Origin of the sequence: Micromonospora ureilytica (assembly GCF_015751765.1) — a bacterium.
Classification (GTDB): domain Bacteria; phylum Actinomycetota; class Actinomycetes; order Mycobacteriales; family Micromonosporaceae; genus Micromonospora; species Micromonospora ureilytica.
The window spans coordinates 3,115,986-3,140,946 of record NZ_JADOTX010000001.1 but is presented as its reverse complement, the minus strand read 5'-3'; the positions used below and the strand labels follow the sequence as shown (position 1 = coordinate 3,140,946).

19 protein-coding genes are annotated in these 24,961 nt (G+C 71.7%); 9 read left to right on the top strand and 10 right to left on the bottom strand.

Annotated elements, in window-relative coordinates; genetic code table 11:
* Positions 1-27 precede the first annotated feature (27 nt).
* From IW248_RS14010 to IW248_RS14000, 3 genes are all read right to left on the bottom strand, one after another.
* Positions 28-978, bottom strand: a complete 951-nt coding sequence (locus tag IW248_RS14010) for a permease prefix domain 1-containing protein (RefSeq protein WP_196927330.1) — start codon at positions 976-978, stop codon at positions 28-30.
* A complete protein-coding gene (locus IW248_RS14005; protein ID WP_124822287.1) occupies positions 975-1,316 on the bottom strand; it encodes a PadR family transcriptional regulator in 342 nt (113 codons plus the stop codon). Before IW248_RS14005 ends, IW248_RS14010 begins: the two co-directional genes overlap by 4 nt.
* Positions 1,317-1,447: 131 nt before the next feature.
* Positions 1,448-2,041, bottom strand: coding sequence for a hypothetical protein (locus IW248_RS14000; protein ID WP_196927329.1), 594 nt, complete (start codon positions 2,039-2,041; stop codon positions 1,448-1,450).
* A 120-nt stretch (positions 2,042-2,161) separates the two neighbouring features.
* On the opposite strand from IW248_RS14000, the gene IW248_RS13995 reads away from it, so the two are divergent.
* Positions 2,162-3,574 (top strand): serine/threonine-protein kinase, encoded by a 1,413-nt coding sequence (locus tag IW248_RS13995; protein ID WP_196927328.1) that lies wholly within the window; start codon positions 2,162-2,164, stop codon positions 3,572-3,574.
* A gap of 17 nt (positions 3,575-3,591) precedes the next feature.
* Here the strand turns inward: IW248_RS13995 and IW248_RS13990 are convergent, their stop codons facing one another.
* The 3 genes from IW248_RS13990 to IW248_RS13980 form a co-directional block, all read right to left on the bottom strand.
* Positions 3,592-4,128: a hypothetical protein gene (locus tag IW248_RS13990; RefSeq protein WP_196927327.1), complete on the bottom strand. Its 537-nt coding sequence runs from the start codon at positions 4,126-4,128 to the stop codon at positions 3,592-3,594.
* Positions 4,125-4,664, bottom strand: coding sequence for an RNA polymerase sigma factor (locus tag IW248_RS13985; RefSeq protein WP_196927326.1), 540 nt, complete (start codon positions 4,662-4,664; stop codon positions 4,125-4,127). The genes IW248_RS13990 and IW248_RS13985 overlap by 4 nt, the downstream gene beginning before the upstream one ends.
* A 98-nt stretch (positions 4,665-4,762) precedes the next feature.
* Positions 4,763-5,383 carry an L-threonylcarbamoyladenylate synthase gene (locus IW248_RS13980; protein ID WP_124822282.1) on the bottom strand — a complete coding sequence of 207 codons (621 nt, stop codon included), beginning with the start codon at positions 5,381-5,383 and terminating at the stop codon, positions 4,763-4,765.
* Positions 5,384-5,527: 144 nt separating this feature from the next.
* Between IW248_RS13980 and dnaE the strand changes: the two genes are divergently transcribed.
* Positions 5,528-9,058, top strand: a complete 3,531-nt coding sequence (gene dnaE, locus IW248_RS13975; RefSeq protein WP_196927325.1) for a DNA polymerase III subunit alpha — start codon at positions 5,528-5,530, stop codon at positions 9,056-9,058.
* A gap of 45 nt (positions 9,059-9,103) precedes the next feature.
* Here the strand turns inward: dnaE and abc-f are convergent, their stop codons facing one another.
* From abc-f to IW248_RS13960, 3 genes are all read right to left on the bottom strand, one after another.
* A complete protein-coding gene (gene abc-f, locus IW248_RS13970; protein ID WP_196927324.1) occupies positions 9,104-10,741 on the bottom strand; it encodes a ribosomal protection-like ABC-F family protein in 1,638 nt (545 codons plus the stop codon).
* Between the two features lie 518 nt (positions 10,742-11,259).
* Positions 11,260-12,132, bottom strand: a complete 873-nt coding sequence (locus tag IW248_RS13965; protein ID WP_196927323.1) for a DUF4231 domain-containing protein — start codon at positions 12,130-12,132, stop codon at positions 11,260-11,262.
* A gap of 115 nt (positions 12,133-12,247) precedes the next feature.
* Entirely contained in the window at positions 12,248-12,775 is a 528-nt protein-coding gene (locus tag IW248_RS13960; RefSeq protein WP_196927322.1) for a hypothetical protein, read from the bottom strand.
* Between the two features lie 246 nt (positions 12,776-13,021).
* Between IW248_RS13960 and IW248_RS13955 the strand changes: the two genes are divergently transcribed.
* The 4 genes from IW248_RS13955 to IW248_RS13940 all read left to right on the top strand — a co-directional run bounded on the left by IW248_RS13955 (position 13,022) and on the right by IW248_RS13940 (position 20,090).
* Positions 13,022-15,070 carry a serine/threonine protein kinase gene (locus IW248_RS13955; protein WP_196927321.1) on the top strand — a complete coding sequence of 683 codons (2,049 nt, stop codon included), beginning with the start codon at positions 13,022-13,024 and terminating at the stop codon, positions 15,068-15,070.
* Positions 15,071-15,143: 73 nt separating this feature from the next.
* Positions 15,144-16,556 carry an FAD-dependent oxidoreductase gene (locus IW248_RS13950; RefSeq protein WP_196927320.1) on the top strand — a complete coding sequence of 471 codons (1,413 nt, stop codon included), beginning with the start codon at positions 15,144-15,146 and terminating at the stop codon, positions 16,554-16,556.
* 110 nt (positions 16,557-16,666) lie between these two features.
* Positions 16,667-18,850: an FUSC family protein gene (locus tag IW248_RS13945; RefSeq protein WP_307787940.1), complete on the top strand. Its 2,184-nt coding sequence runs from the start codon at positions 16,667-16,669 to the stop codon at positions 18,848-18,850.
* Positions 18,851-19,052: 202 nt separating this feature from the next.
* The gene (locus tag IW248_RS13940; protein ID WP_196927318.1) at positions 19,053-20,090 is read left to right on the top strand and encodes an aminotransferase class V-fold PLP-dependent enzyme; all 1,038 of its coding nucleotides are present in this window, start codon (positions 19,053-19,055) and stop codon (positions 20,088-20,090) included.
* A gap of 61 nt (positions 20,091-20,151) precedes the next feature.
* Here the strand turns inward: IW248_RS13940 and IW248_RS13935 are convergent, their stop codons facing one another.
* On the bottom strand, positions 20,152-21,324 hold the full coding sequence (locus IW248_RS13935; protein WP_124817362.1) for an acyl-CoA dehydrogenase family protein: 1,173 nt from the start codon (positions 21,322-21,324) through the stop codon (positions 20,152-20,154).
* 195 nt (positions 21,325-21,519) lie between these two features.
* Between IW248_RS13935 and IW248_RS13930 the strand changes: the two genes are divergently transcribed.
* From IW248_RS13930 to IW248_RS13920, 3 genes are all read left to right on the top strand, one after another.
* Positions 21,520-22,179, top strand: coding sequence for a TetR/AcrR family transcriptional regulator C-terminal domain-containing protein (locus IW248_RS13930; protein ID WP_124817364.1), 660 nt, complete (start codon positions 21,520-21,522; stop codon positions 22,177-22,179).
* Positions 22,180-22,260: 81 nt separating this feature from the next.
* Complete coding sequence (locus tag IW248_RS13925; RefSeq protein ID WP_196927317.1) at positions 22,261-23,715, top strand: aldehyde dehydrogenase family protein; 1,455 nt, start codon at positions 22,261-22,263, stop codon at positions 23,713-23,715.
* On the top strand, positions 23,712-24,887 hold the full coding sequence (locus IW248_RS13920) for an alcohol dehydrogenase catalytic domain-containing protein (protein WP_231396306.1): 1,176 nt from the start codon (positions 23,712-23,714) through the stop codon (positions 24,885-24,887). Before IW248_RS13925 ends, IW248_RS13920 begins: the two co-directional genes overlap by 4 nt.
* Positions 24,888-24,961 lie beyond the last annotated feature (74 nt).

Sequence of the window (24,961 nt, the reverse complement as noted above, 5' to 3'; positions counted from 1 at the left end):
GCGCCGGGCCGCCTCCTCTGGTGTCGCTCATGCGATCGTCTGCCGGCGGGCCTTCCGGGCTGTGTCGACCAGGTCCCAGACCATGACCGCGGCCGCGCCCACCGCGATGGCCAGGCCGAGGGAGTCCCGGTTGCCTGCCTCCGCCACCCAGCTCAGGCGCTCGCCCAGGGCCGGGTTGAGCAGTCGGTCGGAGAGCGCCAGCCATGCCAGCGGCACCGCGAACGCCAGGTTGAGCAGCGCCTTCATGCCGAACAGGGCCCAGGTCCAGCGGTCGATCCGGTACTTGACGATCTCGAAGATCACGCTGAGCGCCAGCACCACGATCAGTGCCGGCAGCCAGAACGACCACAGAGCCGGGTCGAGGATCGGGATGTTCTCGCCGTCGGTGCCGCGCACCCAGGAGTGGTAGTGCTGGAACGGCAGGTACGCGATGGTCAGCACCAGCATGATCACGGATGCGATGGTGTCGGCGAGGGGGATGCCTCGTCGCGCCGGCGCGTCGGGCAGTTGGTCGACCGTCCACTCCGGCACGTCCACGGCCGTCTGGGTGCGCTCGATGATGGCGAAGGTCAGTGTGAGCCAGAAGGTGATCTGCACGGCCACCTGCATCGCCGCGACGATGCCCGGCCCGATCGCCCCGAAGCCCTTTCCTTCGGCCGCCTCGACCACTGTGACGATCGTGCCGACGAGCGCCGGGATGAAGCTGAGCAGCAGCTTCAGCAGTCGCAGCCAGAGCAGGTAGTAGGTCGGGCCGATGAGCTGCAGCCGGCGGTCGGCGTACCGGGCGGCCAGCACGTCGGGGTTGCCCAGCTCGGTGAGCACCTCCCGCTCGGCGGTGGTGGTGTCCTGCCCTCCATCGGTCCGACCCTCGATCATGTCGTCGATGGAGGCCCGCAGCTCGGTGGCGATCTCGTCGCGGCGCTGGGTGGGCACCGAGCGCAGGGTGGCGGCGAGGTAGCGGTCGGTCAGGGTGTTCATCGGTCCACTCCTTGGATCAGCCCGGTGACGGAGGTCTGTACGGCGGCGAGGTCGTCGAGGAGCCGGCTCAGCATCGACTCGCCCTCGTCGCTGGTCCGGTAGAACTTGCGCGGTCGGCTCTCCGCGGTGTTCCACTCGCTGGTCAGCAGCCCCTGGTCCTCCAGGCGGCGCAGCAGCGGGTAGAGCGTGTTGGCGTCGACCGGGAAGCCGTGGTCGGTGAGCCGTTGCAGTAGTGCGTAGCCGTAGTCCGGTCGGCGCAGCGCGACCAGGCTGGCCACCACGACGGTGCCTCGACGCAACTCCTGTAGGTGCGTCCGTAGAACGTCCTCGCTAACCATGTGTCACACTATACTGTGTGGCACACAGTGTTGTCTACGCCGACATCATCGTGTCCGCCCAACCTCCGTTCGGGCCGACACGACGTACGGGGCGCCCGGTCGAGACCGGACGCCCCGTACCTGGGAAAAAGTCAGCAGGACGGGCCCTGCCGGAAGTTCCGCTCGACGAAGCTGGCCGGGCCGACCTGGAAGTAGCCCACCCCCGGCCGGATCGGGTGCCCGGTGAACAGCTCCACCCGCGACCCCACCCGGACCAGGTACGCCTCGGCGTCCCCCGCGTCGTTGCGGATCAACGAGCCCCGCCGGCCGTAGATCGACTCCAACTCGTCGAAGGACATGCCGACAGTGGCGCCGGCGGGAGAGCGCGGCGGCGCGGTGGCCGTACCGACCTCCACCAGCCGCCCGTCGCGGAAGGCCAGCAGCAGCACGCCCGCCCAGGAACCGGTCACGCCGGTGTGCACCACCCCGTCGCAACCCGGCGCGGTCCAGCCGACGTGCCCGTTCCTGGTGAGCGCCGCCAGGCTGGCGCCGATGCGGTACACGCCGGCGCCACGAACGCTGAGCACTTCCGGGTGGCTGTGCCCGACAGCGACGGCGAGCGGACCGGGCGCCGAGGCGTACGCGGCGCCGCCGGCCGACGCCGCCGCCGGACCGGCGACGGCCGCCGGGACGAGGGTGCCGAGCGCCAACGCGGCGGTGGTGAGGAGGATCGCGGGACGGTTCATGGTGGCTCCTTCGGTGATGGGTCTCCTGCCCTGTTAGTCACCGCGCCAGGGCCAACGGTTCGTCGGGATTCCGACCGGCCCGGTCTACGCTGCAGAGAAACGCCGGCCGGGGGTGACACCGTGACGGCTCCACTGCGGATCGGGCCCTACGCCGTCGAGCGACTGCTCGGCGTCGGTTCGTTCGCGATGGTCTGGCTGGGCTACGACCAGGCGCTCGACGCGCACGTGGCGATCAAGGTGCTGGCCGAGAACTGGAGCCACGACCTACGGGTCCGGGAACGCTTCCTCGACGAGGCCCGGTTGCTGCGCCGGCTGGAGCACGAGCGACTGATCCGGGTGCACGCCGTCGGTGAGCTGCCCGACGGCCGGCCGTACGCGGTCCTGGCCTGGGCGGACGGCGGCAGCCTGCGCGACCGGTTGGCCGCTGACGAGATCCCCGCGCCGACGGCGCTGCGACTGCTCAGTGAGATCTGCGCCGGGGTCGCCGTACTGCACCGGCACGGCGTCGTGCACCGCGATCTCACCCCGGGCAACATCCTGTTCCGCTCCGCCGGACCCGACGGCGCGGAACAGGTGCTGATCGCCGACCTCGGCCTCGCCAAGGCGCTCGCCGCCGCCTCCGGGCTGACCGCCCGCGCCGGCACCCCCGGTTACATGGCCCCCGAGCAGGACGATCCGGGCGCGGTGGTCGACACCCGCGCCGACGTGTACGGGCTCGGCCGCCTCGGCATCCGACTGCTGGCCGCCGACCCCACCGGCGCGAACCCGACCAGATCAGATCCGCCTCGGCACCCACCGGAACTCCGACTGCGGGACGACGTGCCCCCGGCGGTCGCGGCGGTGCTCGCCCGGGCCACCGCCCACCGCCCGGCCGACCGTTACCCCGACGCCGCGACGGTGCACGCCGCGTTGGTCCGCGCGAGCGCCCCGGCTGCGGCGGCCGGTCCCGTGCGGCGACAGCCGTCACCCCGGGTGAGGGCGCGCCGCCGGTTGCGGCTGGCCGGGGCCGCCGTGGTGGCCGTCGCCGCGGTGGGTGCGGTGGGCGCCGAGGCAGGTGGCGTCGGGTCTGCTCGGCCGGTCGTCGGCACGTACACGGCCGGGCCGTTGACAGTGGCGTTGCCGCCCGGCTGGTCCGCCACGGGTGCCACCTGGGCCGGTCAATACGGTGCCGACGGTGATCCCGAACCGGCGCTGGTGATGTCACCGCAACCCCGCCGGTGGGCCACCGACCCCCGCCTGCCCGGCGCGTTCGTGGGCCTCTCCGCCAGCACGGCGGCACGCACCACGCCGGCCGGGTTCCTGGCCGAGCGCACCCACGGCGACTGCACGCCCGCGCCGGCCCGCGCCACCCGGCAGGCCGGCGTCGAGTGGACAGTGGTGGCGTACCGCTGCGACCGGGGTCGTCCACAGATCATCGAGTCGGCAGCCCTGCACCCCGGCCGACCCGCCCTGGTGTACGTGCAGATCGCCCCGCCCGCGGACGGCGGACCCGCCTTCGTGGACACCCTGCTCGCCGGCGTACATCTGCGCTAGGTGCGGCCGAACCCGCCCTAGCGGACCACCACGGTGATGGTGTGCTCTCGGTCGTCCTTCGGAATCGTGACGTCGACGGTGCCGGGGCGGACGAAGCGGATGTCCACCACCCCGGCCTCGTAGTGCTGCGACACCAACTCCGGGCGGTCCACTGTGACCAGGCCGGGCCCGATGCCCTGGATCCGGAGCACCGCGCCGGTGGCGAAGCAGAGCGATTTCAGCAGCTCGATCTCGGTCTCGGCGAGCGGGAGGTCGTAGCGGACCGCGCCCTGGCAGGCAGGTGTCGCGTCGGTCGGCGGGGGAGTCGTTCGGGGCGTACCCCTGGTTCTGGTGGGTGCGGGTGGTGCCGCGACCGGGCGCGCGCTGGTCGGCGGCGGTCGGGACGGCGACCCGGTGGGCGTGGGGATCACGGCGGTCGCGGCGGCTGTCGGCGTCGAACGGGTCGGGCCGGGCGGTTGGACGGGCAGTGGTGAGACGGCGTCGGCGCCGCAGGCGGCCACCCCCAGGACGGTCGAGAGGACGACGACGAGCCGGCGGAACGACGCCCGGCTCATTCGGCGCCGAGTCGTTGCCGGACCTGGCGCCGGGCCAGGTGCAACCGGGACTTCACAGTGCCCAGCGGCACGTCGAGCAGGGCGGCGATCTCGGGGTAGCTCAGCCCCAGGACATCGCGAAGGGCGACCACCTCGGCGAGATCGGGATGCACCGAGTCGAAGGCGTCGAGCAGGTCGAGGCGGGTGCCCGCGACCACGCTGGTCCGTCGGGGGTCGGCCTGGTCGGGCAGCGGCACGCCCTCGGCCTCCAGTCGACAGCGGCGGCGCAGCGTGCGGTACGTGGAGCGGGCCCGGTTGGCGGTCAGCCGGTGCAGCCAGGTGCGGAACGAGGAGCGCCCCTCGAACCTGGTGATGCCGGCGGCCAGCGCCAGCAACGTGTCCTGGCAGGCTTCCTCGGCGTCCTCCCGACTGGGCAGGAATCGGGCGCACAGCCGCAGCACCTCTGGGCGCACCGTGACCAGCAGGGCGTTCAGCGCGGCCGGGTCGCCGTGTGCGGCGGACCGGGCCAGGGCGTTGATGTCGTCCGCGTCGGGCATGCCGGGTGTCCAATGCTCGCCGGTGCCGATCCCTGAGCGTACGACCGGCGCCGCCGCGGCGGCCCCGTTCGGTCCGGCACCCGACGCGGTTCCGCGCGCTATTCGAAGCGGGACACGTCCCCGGCACCTCGGCGCAGGATCTCCGGCTCGGGCCCGGACAGGTCGATCACGGTCGTCGGCTCCTTGCCGCAGTCGCCGGCGTCGAGCACCGCGTCGAGCTGGTGGTCGAGCCGTTCCTTGATCTCCCAGCCCTGGGTCATCGGCTCCTCGTCACCGGGCAGGACCAGCGTGCTGGACACCAGCGGCTCGGCCAGCTCGGCCAGCAGCGCCTGGGTGACTGTGTGCCGGGGTACCCGCACGCCGACGGTCCGCTTCTTCGGGTGCAGCATCCGGCGGGGCACCTCCTTGGTGGCCGGCAGGATGAAGGTGTAGCTGCCCGGGGTGGACGCCTTGACCAGGCGGAAGACCGAGTTGCTGATCTGGACGAACTGGCCGAGCTGCGCGAAGTCCCGGCAGACGAGCGTGAAGTGGTGTCGGTCGTCGAGGTGGCGGATCTGCCGGATCCGGTCCAGCCCGTCCTGGTTGCCCAGCTGGATGCCGAGCGCGTAGCAGGAGTCCGTCGGGTAGGCGACCAGCCCACCACGGCGGATCAGGTCGGCGACCTGGCCGATGATCCGGGGCTGGGGGTTCTCCGGGTGCACGTCGTAGTACCTCGCCATCCTCCGAGCCTAGGCCCATGCTGGGGCGATCAGGAGACGAGGGCCACCCTCGGCGCGGACGGTGGAGCCGCCGAGATCACCTCGGTAGGGTAGGTCCCGGTCGGCTCCGACCAACAAGATCCACACCGCCGGGGGGCGCCACGCATGGCTGATTCGTTCGCGCATCTGCACGTGCACACCGAGTATTCGATGCTCGACGGAGCGGCCCGACTGAAGGACCTGTTCGCCGAGGCCAAGCGGCTGGGCATGCCCGCTGTGGCGATCACCGACCACGGCAACATGCACGGCGCGAACGACTTCTACAACCAGGCGATGGCCGCCGGGATCACCCCGATCCTGGGCGTCGAGGCGTACGTGGCGCCGGAGTCGCGCTATCACAAGGCGCGGGTCAAGTGGGGTCGGCCGGAGCAGAAGAGCGACGACATCTCCGGTAACGGCGCGATCACCCACAAGACCATGTGGGCGAAGAACGCGCGGGGCCTGAAGAACCTCTTCACCCTCAACTCGCGCGCCTCGATGGAGGGGCACTACGTCAAGTGGCCCCGGATGGACATGGAGCTGATCGCCGAGCACGCCGAGGGGATCATGGCCACCACCGGCTGCCCGTCCGGCGCGGTGCAGACCCGATTGAGGCTGGGCCAGTTCGACGAGGCCCTCAAGGTCGCCGCCAGCTACCAGGACATCTTCGGCAAGGACAACTACTTCCTGGAGATCATGGATCACGGCCTCTCCATCGAGAGCCGGGTCCGCGAGGGGCTCACCGAGATCGCCCGCAAGCTGGACATCCCCCCGGTCGTCACGAACGACTCGCACTACACCCACGAGGCGCAGGCCACCGCCCACGACGTGCTGCTCTGCGTGCAGACCGGCAGCAACATCGACGACCCCAACCGGTTCCGGTTCGAGGGCGGCGGCTACTTCGTCAAGAGCGCCGACCAGATGCGCGCTGTGGACTCGTCCGAGCTGTGGCAGGAGGGCTGCCGCAACACCCTGCTGGTCGCCGAGAAGGTCGACCCGGCCGGGATGTTCGAGTTCCACAACCTGATGCCGCGCTTCCCGGTGCCCGAGGGTGAGACCGAGGAGTCCTGGTTCCGTAAGGAGACCTTCGCCGGCCTGGCCCGCCGCTACCCGAACGGCATCCCGGAGGGGCACGTCGTCCAGGCGGAGTACGAGCTGGGCGTCATCAACCAGATGGGCTTCCCGTCCTACTTCCTGGTGGTCGCCGACTTCATCCAGTGGGCGAAGAACCAGGGCATCGCCGTGGGTCCGGGCCGTGGCTCGGCCGCCGGCTCGCTCGTCGCGTACGCGCTGGGCATCACCGACCTCGACCCGATCCAGCACGGGCTGATCTTCGAGCGGTTCCTCAACCCCGAGCGGGTCTCGATGCCGGATGTCGACATCGACTTCGACGAGCGTCGGCGCGGCGAGGTGATCAAGTACGTCACGGACAAGTGGGGCGAGGACAAGGTCGCCCAGATCGCCACCTTCGGCACGATCAAGGCGAAGGCCGCGATCAAGGACTCGGCCCGGGTCCTCGGTTTTCCGTACGCGGTCGGTGACCGGATCACCAAGGCGATGCCGCCGGCAGTGATGGGCAAGGACATCCCGCTCACCGGCATCTTCGACAACAAGCACCCCCGCTACGCCGAGGCCGGCGAGATCCGTGGCCTGTACGACTCCGACCCGGATGTCCGCAAGGTGATCGACACGGCCAAGGGCATCGAGGGGCTGATCCGGCAGACAGGTGTGCACGCCGCCGGCGTCATCATGTCCGCCGAGCCGATCATCGAGCACATCCCGTTGACGCGCCGCGACGCCGACGGGGCGATCATCACGCAGTTCGACTACCCGACCTGCGAGTCGCTCGGGCTGCTGAAGATGGACTTCCTCGGCCTGCGCAACCTGACGATCATCGACGACGCGGTCAAGAACATCGAGCTGAACCACGGCCGGAAGCTCGACCTGCTGGGCCTGCCGCTCGACGACAAGGCCGCGTACGAGCTGCTGGCCCGCGGTGACACCCTGGGCGTGTTCCAGCTCGACGGTGGGCCGATGCGGTCACTGCTGCGGTTGATGAAACCGGACAACTTCGAGGACATCTCCGCCGTCCTGGCGCTCTACCGGCCCGGTCCGATGGGCGTCGACTCGCACACCAACTACGCGCTGCGCAAGAACAAGCTCCAGGAGATCACGCCGATCCACCCGGAGTTGGAGGAGCCGCTGCGGGAGATCCTGGAGCCCACCCACGGCCTGATCGTCTACCAGGAGCAGGTGCAGCGCGCCGCGCAGATCCTCGCCGGCTACACCCTCGGTCAGGCGGACCTGCTGCGCCGGGCCATGGGTAAGAAGAAGAAGGAGATCCTCGACAAGGAGTTCATCCCGTTCCGGGACGGCTGCCGCGAGCGCGGCTACTCCGACGAGGCGATCCAGGCGGTGTGGGACGTCCTGGTGCCGTTCGCCGGATACGCCTTCAACAAGGCGCACTCCGCCGCGTACGGCCTGGTCTCCTACTGGACCGCGTACCTGAAGGCGCACTACCCGGCCGAGTACATGGCCGGGTTGTTGACGTCCGTCGGTGACGACAAGGACAAGATGGCGCTCTACCTGGCCGAGTGTCGCCGGATGCGGATCCAGGTGCTGCCACCGGACGTGAACACCTCGGCCGGGCCGTTCACCCCGGTCGGCAAGGACATCCGCTTCGGCCTGGCCGCCGTGCGCAACGTCGGGGCGAACGTGGTCGCCTCGATCATGCGTTGCCGGGAGGAGAAGGGCGAGTACGGCGACTTCTACGACTTCCTGTCCAAGGTGGACGCGGTGGTCTGCAACAAGAAGACAATCGAATCGCTGATCAAGGCGGGCGCGTTCGACTCCCTCGACCACCCCCGCAAGGGGCTGCTGGCGGTGCACGCCGACGCCATCGACGCGTACGCCGACGTGAAGCGCAAGGAGGCCGTCGGCCAGTACGACCTGTTCGGCGCCGGCTTCGGCGACGCCGACACCGGCAGCACCACTGTGATGCCCACCATCGGCGACAGCGAGTGGGACAAGCGCGACAAGCTGGCCTTCGAGCGGGAGATGCTCGGCCTGTACGTCTCCGACCACCCGCTGTTCGGCCTGGAGCACATTCTCAACGCGGCGGCCGACACCACAATCGCCTCCCTGGCCGAGGAGGGCGCGGTGCCCGACGGCGCAGTCGTCACCCTCGCCGGCATCCTGTCCGGGGTGCAGCGCCGGGTCACCAAGCAGGGCCGGGCCTGGGCGTCGGCCACCCTGGAGGACCTGGCCGGTGGGGTGGAGACGCTGTTCTTCCCCAACACCTACGAGGTGATCGGGCAGTACATCGCCGAGGACGCCATCGTGGTGGTCAAGGGCCGGGTGGACCGTCGCGACGACACCCCCCGGATCATGGCGATGGACATGTCCATGCCGGACGTCAGCACCAGCGCCACCAACAAGCCGGTCACCCTCACCATCCCGGTGCACAGGTGCACACCACCGCTCGTGGAGAAGCTCAAGGAAACCCTGGTGCTGCACCCCGGCGACACCGAGGTGCACGTCAAACTGCAGAACGGCGGGCGCACCACCACCCTGCGGCTGGGTCCGTTCCGGGTGGCGGCGACGACCGCCCTGATGGGTGACCTGAAGAGCGTCCTCGGCCCGGCCAACGTGAGCTGAGCGCGGCCGCGGTCCGGCCGGCGCGCGCCGGCCGGACCGACGGCCTCAGCCCCGGTCGGGGGCGCTGATCTCCCGCAGGTGGCCGTCGGCCAGCCGCAACCAGCGCTGCACGCCGATCTCGGCGAGGAACCGCTCGTCGTGGCTGACCACCACGAACGCCCCCTGGTACGCCGACAGCGCGCTCTCCAACTGGCCGACGCTGACCAGGTCAAGGTTGTTCGTCGGCTCGTCGAGCAGCAGCAGTTGCGGCGCCGGTTCGGCGCAGAGCACACAAGCGAGGGTCGCGCGCAGCCGCTCGCCACCCGACAGCACCCCGACCGGCAGGTTGACCCGGGCGCCCCGGAACAGGAACCGGGCGAGCAGGTTCATCCGCTTGGCGTCCGGCAGGTTCGGGGCGTACGCGGCGAAGTTCTCCGCCACAGTGCGGTCGAGGTCCAGCAGGTCCAGCCGCTGCGACAGGTACGCGATCCGCCCGTCGGCCCGCCGGATCTCGCCGCCGGCCGGGTCCAGATCACCGTTGACCAGGCGCAACAGGGTCGACTTGCCGACGCCGTTCGCCCCGGTGAGCGCGATCCGTTCCGGCCCCCGGATCACCAGGTCCGCGCCGTCGCCGCCGAACAGGTCCCGGTCGTCGAAGCGGGCCCGCATCCCCTGGCCGGAGAAGACCGTGCGCCCGCCCGGGACGCTGGTGTCGGGCAGGTCGACGGTGATCCGGTCCTCGTCGCGTACCGCCCGCCCCGCCTCGTCGAGTCGGGCCTTCGCCTGCCCGAGCCGGCCGGCGTGCGTCTCCTGCGCCTTGCCCGCCGACTCCTGCGCGCTGCGCTTCAGCCCGCCGGCGACGATCCGGGCCAGGCCGGCGTTCTTCAGGTTCTTGGAGGCGTTGCTGGCCCGCCGGTCGGCGCGCTCCCGGGCCTGCTGCATCTCCCGCTTCTCCCGCTTGACCTCCTGCTCGGCGTTGCGCAGGTTGCTCTCGGCCACCTCCCGCGCCGCCTGCACCGCCTCGGTGTACGCGGTGAAGTTGCCCCCGTACCAGCGGATCTCACCCTGGTCCAGCTCGGCGATGCGGTCCATCCGGTCCAGCAGCTCCCGGTCGTGGCTGACCAGCAGCAGGCACCCGGACCAGTCGGTGAGGACGTCGTAGAGCTGGTGTCGGGCCTCCACGTCCAGGTTGTTGGTCGGCTCGTCGAGCAGCAGCACGTCCGGGCGGCGCAGCAGTTGCGCCGCCAGGCCGAGGGAGACCACCTGACCGCCGCTGAGGGTGTGCAGCCGCCGGTCGAGCGACAGCTCACCGAGGCCGAGCCGGTCCAACTCCGAGCGGGTGCGCTCCTCGATGTCCCAGTCGTCGCCGATCGTGGCGAAGTGTTCCTCACTGGCGTCGCCGGCCTCGATGGCGTGCAGCGCCGTAATCCGCTCGGCCACGCCCAGCACCTGCGCCACGCTCAGGTCACCGGCCAGTGGCAGCGTCTGCGGGAGGTAGCCGAGCACACCGTCGACGGTGACGCCGCCGTCGCTGGGCCGCAACTCCCCGGCGATCAGCCGCAGCAGGGTGCTCTTGCCGGCGCCGTTGGGCGCGACCAGGCCGGTGCGGCCGCCCGGCACGGTGAAGGACAGCTCCGAGAAGACCGGTGTGTCGTCCGGCCAGGAGAAGGACAGGTTCGAGCAGACAATGAACGCATCAGACATGCGAGTGACCTCAAAGGGTGGGGTGGGCGCGCCTCAGCCGCCCGACGACAACGGGAACCGGTGGAACGACGACATGGCCTCGGCGGCTGCGCGTACGCGCGCCGAACCGATGGCCGAACACATCCGGTCTCACCCGGAGATGTCGTCGTCACCCGCCATGTCTGGTCTCCCTGGTCGTGCCGCTAACCCAACCCGCCGAGTCTAACAACGGATCTCCACCCCGCCACCGGGTTCCCGGCCGGCGACCGTTTCGCAACGGCGCCCATCGTCAAGATTCGCGCAACTTCAGGGTTGTTGCTGTCTCACGCGTGTCGGAGGCAGCAACAACAGGGAAGTTGCTCGGATCTTGACGATGGGCGCGGGGCGCGGAGCCCCGACGCGGTCACCTCGGCCGCCCCGACCCCGGTCCACGCCGTGATCCACTCCGCTTCCTGAAAATCGGGGCATCCGAGCCGCCCGCACACCGCGACTTCCTGAAAACCGAGTTGATCAGTGGCGGCGGCCGGTGCGTCCAGGTGTCAGCGTCGACGTGCTCGCCACATCGTGTGTTCCCGGGATATCGCCGTCTCCGTGTCGTTCACGAACCGCGACAGCTCGGCTTCCGAGCCGAGCCGGGTGGCCAGCGACCCCATGGCGGCAAGTTCCTGACTTGCCAGGGCGTAGGCGGTCGCCACCGCGGCGTGTTGCCGCGTCTGCGTCCAGGCCGCGACGGCCGCGACGGCTGCGGCGGCCACTCCGAGCAGGTCGAGGTCGGTCAGCCCGGCAGCCCTCGACACCGCCAGGGTCACCCCGACGATCTCCAGCACGAGCATGCTGACCGACCAGCGGGTCGCCCGCGCCCTGTTCGACAGGGATCGCTCGGCGTACCAGGCTCGCTGAGCCTCGAGACGGCCGGTCAGGTACGCGGCGCGGCGCTCCGCGAGGGACGCGGCGCGCAGTGTCCGCATTCCCTCCGTGATTTGTTGCCCAGTCACCGCGGGTGCCGCCAAACCGGCGGCCGACATGTCCCGGGTCAAGCCCAACAGTCGGAGGGTGAATTCTTCGGCGCTGTCCGAGTCACTCCGAGATCGGGGAAAAGGGTCGGCCGCGATGGTGAATCGCCACGTGAGTGACTTGATGGATTCGGAGAGGGCCCTGCCGACGTACCACCGTTCATTGGGACGATTGGTGAGGAGGAAGACCTCGACGATCGAGGTGGCGGCGAACGCGCCCGCCGCGAGCGCCGGGCCCGGGGCGAAATCGTCGAGCTTCCACGTGGCGACCCCCGCGACCGCGGCCACCAGGAGCAGGGACAGCCGCAGCCCGATCAGGGTCGCGTACACGCGTTGGCCGCGCTGCGACTCGTAGGACACGGCGCGCTGAAACGGGGGAAGATCCTCGGCCTTCAGCATGTCGTTGACCTCTCGACAGAACGTCCAGGGCGCCCGCGGGCTGAGCGGCGATGCCGGTACAGGCGGTGTAGACAGTAGACGTCCCCGTCCACAGGGGCGGCCCGCGCGCGCGGCGCTAGGGCGTGGTGGTCTTGTCGCAGGGGACGCCGATGCCGAGGTTGACGCGGTCGTCCTGGCCGTTCGACGTCACGATGAGCGGGACGCAGGCGGTCCGCGCGACCCAGGTGCCGCCGACGAAGGCCAGCCACTGGGCCTGCCCACCCTCCGGCGCGCAGGCGTGCACCGTGGCGGCCGCCGCGGGCGTGCCGGTGCCGCCCCAGCCGAGCCGGGCCTTGTCCTGCCAGCCCGGTGCCACCCGCAGGTCGACGACCCGGCCGGCGCGGACGACGAGCCCCCACTTGGCGAACAGTCGCGCCGCCGGATCGGCCTCCCCGGAATCCTCCGGCGACAGCACGGGGGCGTCGGGCACCGCCACGTCCTTGCCCACCAGCCGGTAGTTCGCCGGCGGCGCCGGCAGCGCATCGACCGATGGTGTGCAGGGCGGCCCACCGCCGCTGGTGCCCGTCGACGGCTCCGCTCCGTCGGCCGGCGGCGTGCTGTGCTGGCGCGAGTCACCTGCCGGCGTGCAGGCGGACAGGACCAACGTCAGGCACAGGAAGCCCCACCGGTCCGCCGTTCGGCGGAATTCGAATTCATTCGATATTCATAGCAGATTACCGATATACGCGTTGGTAACATCGCGGTGGGCGACAGCGCTCGTGCCTATAGCGGAGTTATGTCCAAATGAACGATCGGTCAGCAGTCGATCTTGCATGTGACATATCCGACTGCCGCTTTTCCAGCTGCCACAGAAATTGGGCACGTAAACCTCGCCGGGTACCTTCCTGTCGTGCCAGAAGCCTCTCGACAGTTGATTGCCGATCGCTATCGGCTGGTCCGTCCGCTCGGTCAGGGCGGGATGGGCCGCGTGTGGCAGGCCCGCGACGAGATGCTCCAGCGCGACGTCGCCATCAAGGAGTTGGTGGCACCGCCCGGTCTGCGTGACGACGAACGCCGGGAGATGCGCGAACGGTCCATGCGCGAGGCGCGGGCCGTCGCCCGCCTGGGCCACCCCAATGTGGTACGCGTCTTCGACGTGCTGCACGCGGGCGGCGATCCCTGGATCGTGATGGAACTCGTGCCGTCCCGGTCCCTGCAACAGGTGCTCGAAGCCGAGGGGTCGATGCCGGCGGACCGCGCGGCGCGGATCGGGCTCGGCATTCTGGGTGCGCTGCGCGCCGCACACCGGGCCGGCGTACTGCACCGGGACGTCAAGCCGGCCAACGTGCTGCTCGGCGACGACGGCAGGGTGGTGCTCACCGACTTTGGTCTGGCCACCCTCCCCGGCGACCCACGGATGACCCAGACCGGGATGGTGCTCGGCTCGCCGGCGTTCCTCGCGCCCGAGCGGGCCACCGACGGCGACGTGGGACCGGCGGCCGACCTGTGGTCGCTCGGCGCCACCCTCTACGCGGCGGTCGAGGGACGCACCCCCTACCACCGCTCGTCTCCGATCGCCACGCTGGCAGCCCTCGCCACCGAGCCGCCACCGCCGGCACAACGAGCAGGCCGGCTGACGCCGCTCCTGGAAGGACTGCTGCGCCGCGAGCCGGATCAGCGGATCAGCGCCGAGGAGGCGGATCGGCTCCTGCGTCAGGCCGCCGAGCCCGGTCCGCCCGCCGCGCCGGCTGCCCCCGCGTCGCCGGCTGTCCCCGCCGCGCCGAGGTCTGAGGCGGGTCGCAAGCGTCGGGCTCGGCTGATCGGGTCGATCGGGGCCGCCGCGCTGCTCGTCGTCCTGCTGGTCACCGCGGCCCTGCTGAACGGCGGGCTGTTCCGTGGCGCGGGTGACGGCGGAGGGGCGGCGCCCGCCGTGAACCCGTCGCCGATCGCCGAGACGCCGGTGTCCAGGGTGCTGCCACCGGCGCCGGCGGGTTGGCGCTACTACCGTGACGATCCCCGCTTCCTCGTACCGGTGCCGGACGGCTGGCAGGCGCGGCGCGACGGTGAGCGCGCCGCGTTCCGCGAGCCGGACGGCAGTCGCGTGCTCGTCGTCGACGAGCTTCGGTCCATCCCAGCGGACCTGGTCGCCGAGTTGCGCGAGCGAGAGGGTGCGCAACGCGCAGGGTACGCCGACTACCGGCAGGTACGCCTCGACACTTTGCGATACCAGCTGCGGGCCGCCGAATGGGAGTGGACGTACACCGACGAGGACGGCACGCCGATCCATACGCTGAGCCGTGCGTTCGTCGGCCACAACGGGCACGCGTACTCGATCGACTGGACCACCTCCGCCGCCGAATGGTCCGCGAGCGCGGCCGTCTTCGCGCTGATCACGGATGGTTTCCAAGGCCTGCCGCTCGCCGGCGTCCCGCCGTCCCGACCCGCCGGACCGCCACCGTCGGCGAGCGCGGGGCCGCCGTCGCCCGGGGCGGGCAGCGGCACGACGACCGGCCCGGCGGATCCGACGCGGCAGCCGGCTGCCCCGCCGCCGTCTCCGACGCAGGGCAGCACGCCCGCCGGCAAGCAGATCTCCAGCTTCGCCAGTGACCGCTGCATCGACATCCCGGACGGCAACGCCGTCGCCGGCGCGCGGCTGCAGATCTGGGACTGTCGGCGGACCGCGAAGCAGCTGTGGACCTTCCCGGCGGACGGCACGGTTCGTTCGATGGGCAAGTGTCTGGATGTCGCCGGCCACTCCACTGAGGACGGGGCAGCCGTCCAACTGGCCAACTGCTCCGGTGCGGCGTCGCAGAGGTTCACCCTCAACAAGGCGTACGACCTGGTGAACACCAGGGCGGACAGGTGCGTCGACGTGCTCGACTCGAACCCGGACAACGGTGCCCGGCTGCAGATCTGGCAGTGCACCGGCAACGCCAACCAGAAGTGGCGGGCCAACTGAGCGCTGACGGCAGGGGCTGCGGTGGTTACGGTCGTGGATGCCGAGGTTTCCCGACCGTTCGAGGAGTGATCGCATGTCCGCCTCTCCGTCCCGGCTCTTCGCCGAGATAGCGACGGCCGAGCCACCCGCCGAGACCAGAGTGGTCATGCGACGTGCGGTGGTGCTCGGTGGCAGCATGGCCGGGTTGCTGGCGGCCCGGGTGTTGAGCGACCACGCCGAGGAGGTGCTGATCGTCGAACGGGATCCGTCCGATGTCGACGCCGGCCCACGGCCGGGTGTGCCCCAGGGCAGCCAGGTACACGCGCTGCTTCCCGCCGGTCAGGTCCAGTTGGAGCGGTGGTTTCCCGGCATCGCCGACGAGGCGCTCGCGCTCGGCGCCCCGCCGCCGCCAAACGACCCGGGCACGGCGAAGGTCTTCGTGAACGGCATGTTGGGTCTACCGCCCGCGCCGACCGGCACCGGGCCCGCGTTGATCACCACGCGTCCGTTCCTGGAGGCGCTGGTCCGGCGGCGCACCCTCGCCGTCGACAACATCCGCATGGTGTACGGCCGCGCGGAGGGCCTGCTCTTCGACGAGCGGCGGGTCACCGGCGCCCGGTACCTGCCCGAGGGCGGCGCCGAGCCCATCGTCGAAGCGGCGGACCTGGTGGTCGACGCGATGGGGCGGTCCAGCCGGTTGAGCGACTGGCTGGCCGAGCACGGGTGGCCGCGCCCACCGCTGCACCGCATGCCGATCAAACTGAACTACGCGACGGCGCTCTTCAAACGCGACGAGAAGGTCAGCGACGCCTGGGTGGCGGTCTTCCACACCATGGCGGGCAAGGGGCGTACCGCCCGGATCGGTGGGATCAACTCGGTCGAGGGGGACCGCTGGATCATGCTGGTGGCCGGCTACGACGGGGACCGGCCCAGCCGCGACGTCGCCGACTTCACCGCCCGCTGCCGGGAGCACTACCCGCAGATGTTCGGAGACATCGCCGAACACGGCGAGATGCTCGGCGGGGTGGTCACGTACCACCAGGCGGACAGCCGACGCCGCGACTTCCACAAGCTCGACCGCCTGCCCGCCGGGTTGGTCGCCGCCGGCGACGCGGTCGCGTCCTTCAACCCGGTGTACGGCCAGGGCATGACCTCCGCGACACTGCACGCCTCCTGCCTGTCGAAGTACCTGCGGTCCGGTCCGAAGCCGCACGACGAGCCCGCGCGCGCGTACTTCGAGCAGGTCCGCGTGGTGGTCGACGCCGCCTGGCAGATCTCCACCACCGCCGACATCGAGCTGCCGCACGTGGACGGGCCGTACCCGCCCGGCTACAAGGTCACCAAGTGGTTCGGAGACCTGCTCTTCCGGGCGTCGCTGACCGATCCGGTGCTCAACGCCCGGCTGGGCCGGGTCACCACCATGCTCGACCACCCGGCCGCACTGAGCCGCCCCGGCACGTTGTTCCGGGCCCTCCGACTCGGCCTGCTCGGCGGCTCGCGGCGGTGATGCTGGTCCGCTCGTGGCGGTGATTCGTCGGCAAACCCGCCGCCCGTGGCGGGGCGCGGTGGAGAATGGTGGGCCGGGGAGGGGTGCTGCGACGAACCGGGGGAGCGGTCGTGCTCGGAACCAGCCTCCTTGGCCGGCTTCGCCGCCGTGACCCGGGTGACGCCATCCTGCGACGCGCGGCACGACTCACGCTCGTCGCGTCCGTCGTCTTCTACGGCTGCCGGTACGGCGTGGGCAGCTCGACGCTCGCCACGTACGGGTTGTTCGGCACCATCGCCGCCGGGTCGTTCGCGCAGTTGCCCGGTCCGGCGCCGCAGCGGGCGCGGATCCTTCTGCTGTCGCTGCCGGCGGTGTGGGCGCTGATCGCGGTGGGCTCGCTCCTGGCGTGGAGCACGTGGGCGGCCGCCGGCGGCATGCTGGTCGTCGGGTTCGTCGTGGCGTTCGCCGGAGTCGGCAACCCGCGCCTGGTGGGTTTGGCGAGCGCGTTCCAACTCTTCTACATCCTGGCGTCGTTCCCGCCGTACCAGCCGGGCGCCCTGCCGGAGCGACTCGGTGGGGTGACGCTCGCCGTCGTGCTGCTCGCCGCGGCCGAGGTGTTCCTCTGGCCCGACCCGGTGCCGGTCTCCTACCGGCAGCGCCTCGCCGCGGCGGCGGACGGCGTCGCCTCCTTCCTCGACGCCGCCGCCGAGCGGTTGACCGACCCGCCCGTCGCCGCGGGTGATCGGGACGCGCGGCGCGAGCGGGCGTACGACGCGGTGGCGGCGATCGAGCTGAGCCGCAGCCCTCCGGCGTGGGCGCCCACCGCGGCGGGCGCTCAGGACCGGGCGTTGCGGATCTGCGCGGCCGCGTTGCGGGAGGTGCTCGCCGAGGCCGACCGGCTGGCGGCGGACGCCCCGCCGGAGCCGATCCCGGACCTGGCGGCGGGGCGTCTGCTGCGCTCGTGCGCGGACACGACCCGCGCCGCCGGCCGGAGCCTGTTGCCGGGTGCGACGGCGGCGGACCCCGCCGACCTGGACGTGGCGGTCGGACGAGCCGAGGCGGCGTACCCCGTGGGAACGGGCAACGTCCGCGACAGGCCGGACGTACCCCGGTTGTGTCGGGACGCGACGGCGCTGGCCCTCGCGGACCAGGTGCGGGTCTTCGCCGTCGGTTGCCGGGTGGCCACCGGGGCGCGGCTCGACGGCGGCGACGCCTCCTCCGGGCTGTTCGAGTACGCCCGGCACAGCCCGTGGACGCTGTACTGGTGGCAGTTCCGCTCCCACCTGGCGCCGCGCTCGGCCCACCTGCACAGCTCGCTGCGGCTGGCCGTGGCGCTCGCCATCGCCCGGGTGGCCGCCGGAGTGTTGCAGCTGACCCACGGCTTCTGGGTGCTGCTGGCCACCCTCACGGTGTTGCGGACCTCGGCCGCCGACACCCGCACCGCGCTGCGGCCCGCCGTGCTGGGCACGATCGTCGGTGCGGTCGTCAGCGGCGGGGTGATGCTGGTCGTCGACGAGCCGATCGTGTACGCCATCGTTCTGCCGATCACCCTGCTGCTGGCCTTCGGCGTTGGCCGCCTGCTGGGTCCGGTGTGGCAGCAGGCGCTGTTCACAGTGCTGCTGACTGTCGTCTTCGCCCAGCTCAGCCCGGAAGGGTGGCGGCTCGCCGAGGCTCGCCTCGTCGACGTGCTGCTCGGCGCGGTGATCGGCGTGCTCGCCGGTGTGGCGATGTGGCCGCGCGGCGCGGGCCACGACCTGCGGCACAACGGCACCCGCTACCTGGCGGCCAGCGCGGACGCTGTCGAACAGACGGTCCAGGCGCTGCTCGGCGCTGCTCCGCCACCCGACCGCGCCCTGAGCAGGCTTCGTCGCCGGATGGTCCTGATCGACTCGTCCTACTGCCAGTACCACTCGGAGCGGCACGACCCGCACCGTCAGCAGGTGAACTGGGATGCCGTCCTGAGCGCCGGGCACCATGTCGTGCCCGGCGCGGAGTCGCTGCTGCGGCGCAACCCGCCCGGCAGCCTCGCCGGTTGGCCCGAGGCCGCGGCGCTGCTGCGGGAGTCGGCCGGGCGCCTGCGATCGGCGTACGACACCCTCGCCGACGAGGTCGCCCACGGCCGGACATCGGACCGGGCGCCGGTCTCGACCACCTGCGTCGACCAGCTGGACCGGATCCGTCCGCTCCTCGGCGGGGCCGACAGTCAGTCGGTCCGGCACCTGGTGGAGGTCGACAGGTGGCTCGCCGGCCTCGCCGACAGCCTCGCCCGGATCCACCCGCCCGCTGTCGGTGGGCCGACCATCGACGGACTGTGAGCTGCCCCTGCTCGCTGAGCAACGGCACCCGGCCCGGCCGGGTGCTCGTGAGCGTGATGACTGTGAGTCATTGTGATGTCTCACAGTCATCACGCTCTTCAGGGACTAATGCCCTGCTGACGCGGCTCGGAGCCCCGGGAGCGCGCCACCGGTCGCCGATTGGTCGTGCCCGTTCGTGGCCACGCCGCCTAGCGTCGAGGGCATGGAGATCGAGCAGGCGCAGAAGCTGTGGCAGCCGGAGCCGGGCTGGTTGAACACGGCCAGCTACGGGTTGCCGCCGGAGCCGGCGTGGACGGCACTACAGGAGGCCCTGGGCGCGTGGCGGGTCGGCCGTACGTCGTGGGAGGGCTGGGGCGAGTCGACGCATCGGGCTCGTGCCGCCCTCGCCGGCCTGATCGGGGTGCCGGTCGGTGACGTGGCGGTCGGCGCGGCCGTCTCCCAGCTCCTCGCGCCGGTCGCGGCGGCGCTGCCGGCCGGTGCCACGGTGGTGGTCCCCGAGGTCGAGTTCACCTCGAATCTTTTCCCCTGGCTGGTCCAGGAGGAGCGGGGCGTCACGGTCCGCACGGTGCCGCTGGAGTCGCTGGTCGACGCCATCGACGCCGACACCGACCTGGTCGCGTTCAGCCTGGTGCAGTCGGCCGACGGGGCGGTCGCGGCGTACGACGAGATCGTGGCCGCGGCCCGTGCGCACGACGCGCTGGTGGTGGTCGACGCGACCCAGGCGTGCGGCTGGCTGCCGTTCGACGGCAGCCAGGCCGACGCGGTGGCGGTGGGCGGCTACAAGTGGCTGATGAATCCGCGTGGGACCGGGTACGCCTATCTGGCCCCCGCGTTGCGCGAGCGGCTGCGCCCCGACGCGGCCGGCTGGTACGCGGGCGGCGACCCGCACGCCTCGTACTACGGCCCGCCACTGCGGTTGGCCGACGACGCCCGCCGGTTCGACATCTCACCGGCCTGGTTCAGCTGGGTTGGCGCGGCGCCCGCCCTGGAGGTGGTCGCCGAGATCGGCGTGCCGGCGATCGGGGCGCACAACGTGGCGCTGGCCAACCGGTTCCTGACCGGGCTGGGCCGGCCACCGGGGGAGAGCGCCATCGTCAGCGTGGACGTGCCCGACGCGGAGCAGCGCCTCGCGGCGGCCGGCATCCGGGCGGCGGTGCGCGCCGGACGGGTCCGAGCCTCGTTCCACATCTACTCCACCGAGGCCGACGTGGACGCCGCGCTGACCGCGTTGACCGGATAGGCCGGCCGCGCCCGTCGCGGGGCACGGCCGGCCGGTCAGGTCAGGAGACGGACACCTGGGTTCAGGCCAGGTGGCCGCCGATCTTCGTGTAGCCGCGCAGCAGGTCCCGCGAGATGATCAGCCGCTGCATCTCGTCGGTGCCCTCGAAGATCCGGTAGAGCCGGACCTGCCGGTACCAGCGTTCGATCGGCAGCTCTCGGGTGTAGCCCATGCCGCCGTGGATCTGGAGCACCCGGTCGACCACGCGGTTGACCATGCCGGCGCCGTAGAGCTTGCCCATCGACGAGGCGTGCCGGGGGTCCAGGCCCGCGTCGACAGTCCACGCGGAGCGCAGCACCAGCCACCGGGCCGCCTCCAGCTCCGTCTCCGAGTCGGCGATCATCCACTGGATGGCCTGGTTGGTGCCGATCTTCGCGCCGAAGGTCTCCCGGGTGTTGGCGTACTCGATGGCCATCTGCAACACCCGCTCGGCGATGCCGATGGCGTGCGACGGGATGGTGTAGCGGCCCTTGCCGATCCACTCCATGCCGAGCGTGAAGCCCTGCCCGATCTCACCGAGGATGTTGCGGTGCGGCACGCGTACGCCGTCGAAGATGAGCGAGGCGGGCCCGCCCTCGCCCATCGTCTGGATGAACTCCGAACGCCAGCCCATCGACCGGTCCACCAGGAACGCGGTGGCGCCGCCGTTGCGGGCGCCCTTCTCCCGGTCGGTCACCGCGACCACGATGGCGAAGTCGGCGTCGTGACCGCCGGTGATGAAGGTCTTCTCACCGTCGAGGATCCAGTCGTCGCCGTCCCGGCGGGCGGACAGCCGGATGTTGGCCGCGTCCGATCCGGCGCCCGGTTCGGTGATCGCGAAGCAGGAGCGTCGCTCGCCCTCGATGGTCGGGACGAGGAACTCCCGCTTCTGCTCCTCGGTGGCGTGGAACAGGATGTTGTCCGCCTCGCCACCGAAGCGGAAGGGGACGAACGTGCGGCCCAGTTCGGTCCAGATCAACGACTGGAGTACGGCTGGCAGGTTCATCCCGCCGTACTCTTCCGGGGTGGCCAGGCCCCAGAAGCCGAACTTGCGCGCCTTGAGTTGCAGTTCGCGCACCTCGGAGTGGTCGAGGCCCGGCTGGTGCGCCCGTTCCCGGCGGAGCACCTCCGCTTCCAGGGGCATCACCTCGCGGGTTATGAACGCGCGCACGGTGTCTCGGACGGCTCGTTCCTCGTCGGACAGTGCGAAGTCCACGGTTCCCCCTCGGTCGACGTGGCGGTGCGCCGCTGCGGGCCGCAGCGGTCTCTCCTAAACTAGCGGTGTAAGTTTTCCTTCGTCCAGACCCCTTCCCGGTCGACGTGGTGACGCCTGCGCGGAGACGGCCCCGGATAGGGTGCGTGAACAGGTGGTTCCCACGGGGAGGGACACCGCAGACCGAGGAGCTCTGACATGCCCCGACCTCGACGACCTCTGCTCACCCGCGACCGGATCGTCGAGACGGCACTCGCGCTGATCGACGCCGACGGGCTCGGTGCGCTCTCCACCCGCCGACTCGCCGCCGCGCTCGGCGTGCAGGGTCCCTCGCTCTACAACCACTTCGCCACCAAGGACGAGATCCTCGACGCGGTGGCCGACACGGTCACCGGTGCCGTCGACACCGGCGGCTTCGCCAGCCGGGACTGGGTCACCGCGCTGCGGGACTGGGCATGGTCGTACCGGCGGGCGCTCACCGCGCACCCGAACATCGTGCCGTACCTGGCGCAGGGGCCGGGTCGTCGACCGGCCGCCCTCGCCATGGCCGACGCGGTCTACGGCGGCCTGGTCCGGGCCGGCTGGCCGCCGGCCCGCGCCACCCACATCGGCGCGGCGCTGCGTTACTTCGTGGCCGGGTCGGCGCTCGGCTCGTTCGCCCGCGGGTTCGTCGAGGACCCGGAGCTGTACGCGGCGCACTACCCCCACCTGCGCCAGGCGCACCGGCTCGCCGAGCACCAGCAGAGCGTGGACGAGGGCGCCTTCGCGCTCGGCCTGGACGCCCTGCTGCACGGTCTGGCCGCCGAGTACGCCCGCACCGTCGACGACACGGTGGAGTCCGCCCGGCCCAACGGGTAGCGTCCAAACTCCCAGCGCTAGTTTCATCGCCCGTCGCGACCCCCGTCGCCATCGCCCATCGCCCGCCCTCGAAGGGATGACATGGACCTCGCCGCCCCGCCGTCGCAGTTGCCCGACTCCCTGCGCCTCCGGCGCCACCTGCACGTCGGTGGGAAGTGGACGTCCCCCGCCGACGTGGATCTGATCGACGTGGAGAACCCGAGCACCGGGGAACTGGCCGGGCAGGTGCCCGCCGGCACCCCGGCCGACGTGAATCGGGCCGTGGCCGCGGCCCGCGCCGCGTTTCCCGGCTGGTCGGCCGCCACTCCCGCCGAACGCTCCGCCCACCTCGACCGGCTGCACACGGCGCTCAGCGCCCGCGCCGACGACGTCGCCCGCACCATCGCCGTGGAGCTGGGCGCGCCGCTCAAGCTCGCCACCCGGGTGCAGGTAGGGCTGCCGTTGACAGTGCTGCGCGACCACGTCGCGCTCGCCGCCCGCGCACCGGTCGAGGAGAGCATCGGCAACTCCCTGGTCGTCCGCGAGCCGATCGGCGTGGTCGGCGCGATCACCCCGTGGAACTACCCGCTGCACCAGGTGCTGGCGAAGCTCGCGCCCGCCCTGGCCGCCGGCTGCACGGTGGTGCTCAAGCCCAGCGAGCTGACCCCGTTGACCGCGTACCTGCTCTTCGACGCGGTCACCGAAGCCGGGCTGCCGCCGGGGGTGCTCAACCTGGTCCCCGGCACCGGGCCGGTGGTCGGCGAGGCTCTCGCCGGCCACCCCGACGTCGACCTGGTCTCGTTCACCGGCTCCACCGCCACCGGGGCGCGGATCATGCGGCTCGCCGCCGACCGGATCGCCCGGGTCGCGCTGGAGCTGGGCGGCAAGTCCGCGAACGTGATCCTCCCCGACGCCGACCTGGCCACCGCCGTCAAGGTGGGCGTCGGCAACGCCCTGCTCAACTCCGGGCAGACCTGCACCGCGTGGACGCGGATGCTTGTGCACCGCGACCGGTACGACGAAGCCCTCAACCTCATCGCCACGGCCGTGGCCGGCTACCGCCTCGGCGACCCCTTCGACAGGGCGACCCGGCTCGGCCCGCTGGTCTCCGCCGCTCAGGCCGAGCGGGTACGCGGCCACATCGACCGCGCCCTGACCGACGGTGCCCGGCTGGTCGCCGGTGGGCCCGACGCCCCGGTGCCGGCCCGGGGGCACTTCGTCGCACCTACCGTCTTCGCCGATGTGCACCCCGACAGCGCGCTCGCCCAGGAGGAGGTCTTCGGTCCGGTGCTCGCCGTCATCCCGTTCGCCGACACCGACGAGGCGGTCGCCATCGCCAACAACTCGAAGTACGGGCTGGCCGGCGCGGTCTGGTCCGCCGACACCGACGCGGCACTCGCGGTGGCCCGGCGGTTGCGCACCGGCGCTGTCGACATCAACGGTGCCCCGTTCAACCCGCTCGCCCCGTTCGGCGGCTACAAGCAGTCCGGCCTGGGCCGGGAGTTGGGCGTGCACGGGTTGGCCGAGTTCTGCGAACTGAAGGCGATCCAGCGATGACCGACCCTGAGCTGTCCCCGGCCGCGCCCGCGGGCCGCGCCGAGCTGTTCCCGGCCGCGCCGGGCGGCGGCGCCGAGCCGGCGCCCGCGCCGGTCACCGTTCGCGCGCTCGTCGCGCGCGGGTCCGGTGCCGAACTGCGGGTCGAGCGGGTACGCCTGCCCGCGCCCGGCCCCGGCGAGGTGCGGGTGACGATCAGGGCGGCCGGTGTCTGCCACTCCGACCTGTCCATGGTCAACGGCACCCTCGCCGCGAGGTTCCCGCTGGTGCTCGGGCACGAGGCGACCGGAGTGGTGGCCGAGGTCGGGCCGGGCAGCGAACTGACCGTCGGCACACCGGTGGTGCTCAACTGGGCGCCGGCCTGCCGGTCCTGCTGGTGGTGCCGGCGTGGGGAGCCGTGGCTCTGCGCCGACACCACGGCCCCGACCGTGCCGCGTGGCGAGACCGACGACGGAGTCCCGCTGCACCTGACCCTCGGCCTCGGCGCGCTCGCCGAGGCGGTGGTGGTCCCCGAGCGTGCCGTCATCCCGATCCCCGCCGGGCTGCCGCCCGAGCAGGCCGCGCTGCTCGGCTGCGCGGTGCTCACCGGCGTCGGCGCGGTCCGGAACACCGCCCTGGTGGCGCCCGGCGAGTCGGTGGCGGTCGTCGGGCTCGGTGGAGTCGGGCTCGCCGTGCTCAGCGCGGCCCGCCGGGCCGGTGCCACGACGATCCTGGCCATCGACGTCGCGGAGGCGAAACGGGACCTGGCGCTCGCCGCCGGGGCGACCGACTTCCTGCTCTCCGACGACAGGCTCTCCAAGGAGGTACGGGCGCGCACCGAGAGCCGGGGTGTCGATCACGCCTTCGAGTGCGTCGGTCGGGCCGCCACCATCCGTGCCGCCTGGCGGCTCACCCGGCGTGGGGGAGCGGTGACAGTGGTCGGCATGGGCGCGAAGGACGACATGGTCAGCCTCGGCGCGCTGGACATCTTCCACTCCGCGCGCACGCTGCGCTCCTCGGTGTACGGCTCGTCCGACCCGGACCGGGAGGTGCCGGTGCTGGCCGCCGAGTTGGCCGACGGCGCACTGGATCTACGGGTGCTGGTCAGCGGCACGATTCCGCTGGACGAGGCACCCGCGGCGTTCGACCGGATCGCCCGGGGCGAGGGCGCTCGCTGGGTGGTCACGCTCGACTGACGTGGTTGGCCAGGTGCCCTGGGCTGACCCGGGAAGGGTCATCCCCGGGCACCCGGGCGACGAGAGTCGTGCGA

Coding starts and splice junctions, on each gene's coding strand:
- IW248_RS14010 (WP_196927330.1), bottom strand. CDS start 978: ATGAACACCCTGACCGACCGCTACCTCGCCGCCACCCTGCGCTCGGTG.
- IW248_RS14005 (WP_124822287.1), bottom strand. CDS start 1,316: ATGGTTAGCGAGGACGTTCTACGGACGCACCTACAGGAGTTGCGTCGA.
- IW248_RS14000 (WP_196927329.1), bottom strand. CDS start 2,041: ATGAACCGTCCCGCGATCCTCCTCACCACCGCCGCGTTGGCGCTCGGC.
- IW248_RS13990 (WP_196927327.1), bottom strand. CDS start 4,128: ATGAGCCGGGCGTCGTTCCGCCGGCTCGTCGTCGTCCTCTCGACCGTC.
- IW248_RS13985 (WP_196927326.1), bottom strand. CDS start 4,664: ATGCCCGACGCGGACGACATCAACGCCCTGGCCCGGTCCGCCGCACAC.
- IW248_RS13980 (WP_124822282.1), bottom strand. CDS start 5,383: ATGGCGAGGTACTACGACGTGCACCCGGAGAACCCCCAGCCCCGGATC.
- dnaE (WP_196927325.1), top strand. CDS start 5,528: ATGGCTGATTCGTTCGCGCATCTGCACGTGCACACCGAGTATTCGATG.
- abc-f (WP_196927324.1), bottom strand. CDS start 10,741: ATGTCTGATGCGTTCATTGTCTGCTCGAACCTGTCCTTCTCCTGGCCG.
- IW248_RS13965 (WP_196927323.1), bottom strand. CDS start 12,132: ATGCTGAAGGCCGAGGATCTTCCCCCGTTTCAGCGCGCCGTGTCCTAC.
- IW248_RS13950 (WP_196927320.1), top strand. CDS start 15,144: ATGTCCGCCTCTCCGTCCCGGCTCTTCGCCGAGATAGCGACGGCCGAG.
- IW248_RS13940 (WP_196927318.1), top strand. CDS start 19,053: ATGGAGATCGAGCAGGCGCAGAAGCTGTGGCAGCCGGAGCCGGGCTGG.
- IW248_RS13930 (WP_124817364.1), top strand. CDS start 21,520: ATGCCCCGACCTCGACGACCTCTGCTCACCCGCGACCGGATCGTCGAG.
- IW248_RS13925 (WP_196927317.1), top strand. CDS start 22,261: ATGGACCTCGCCGCCCCGCCGTCGCAGTTGCCCGACTCCCTGCGCCTC.
- IW248_RS13920 (WP_231396306.1), top strand. CDS start 23,712: ATGACCGACCCTGAGCTGTCCCCGGCCGCGCCCGCGGGCCGCGCCGAG.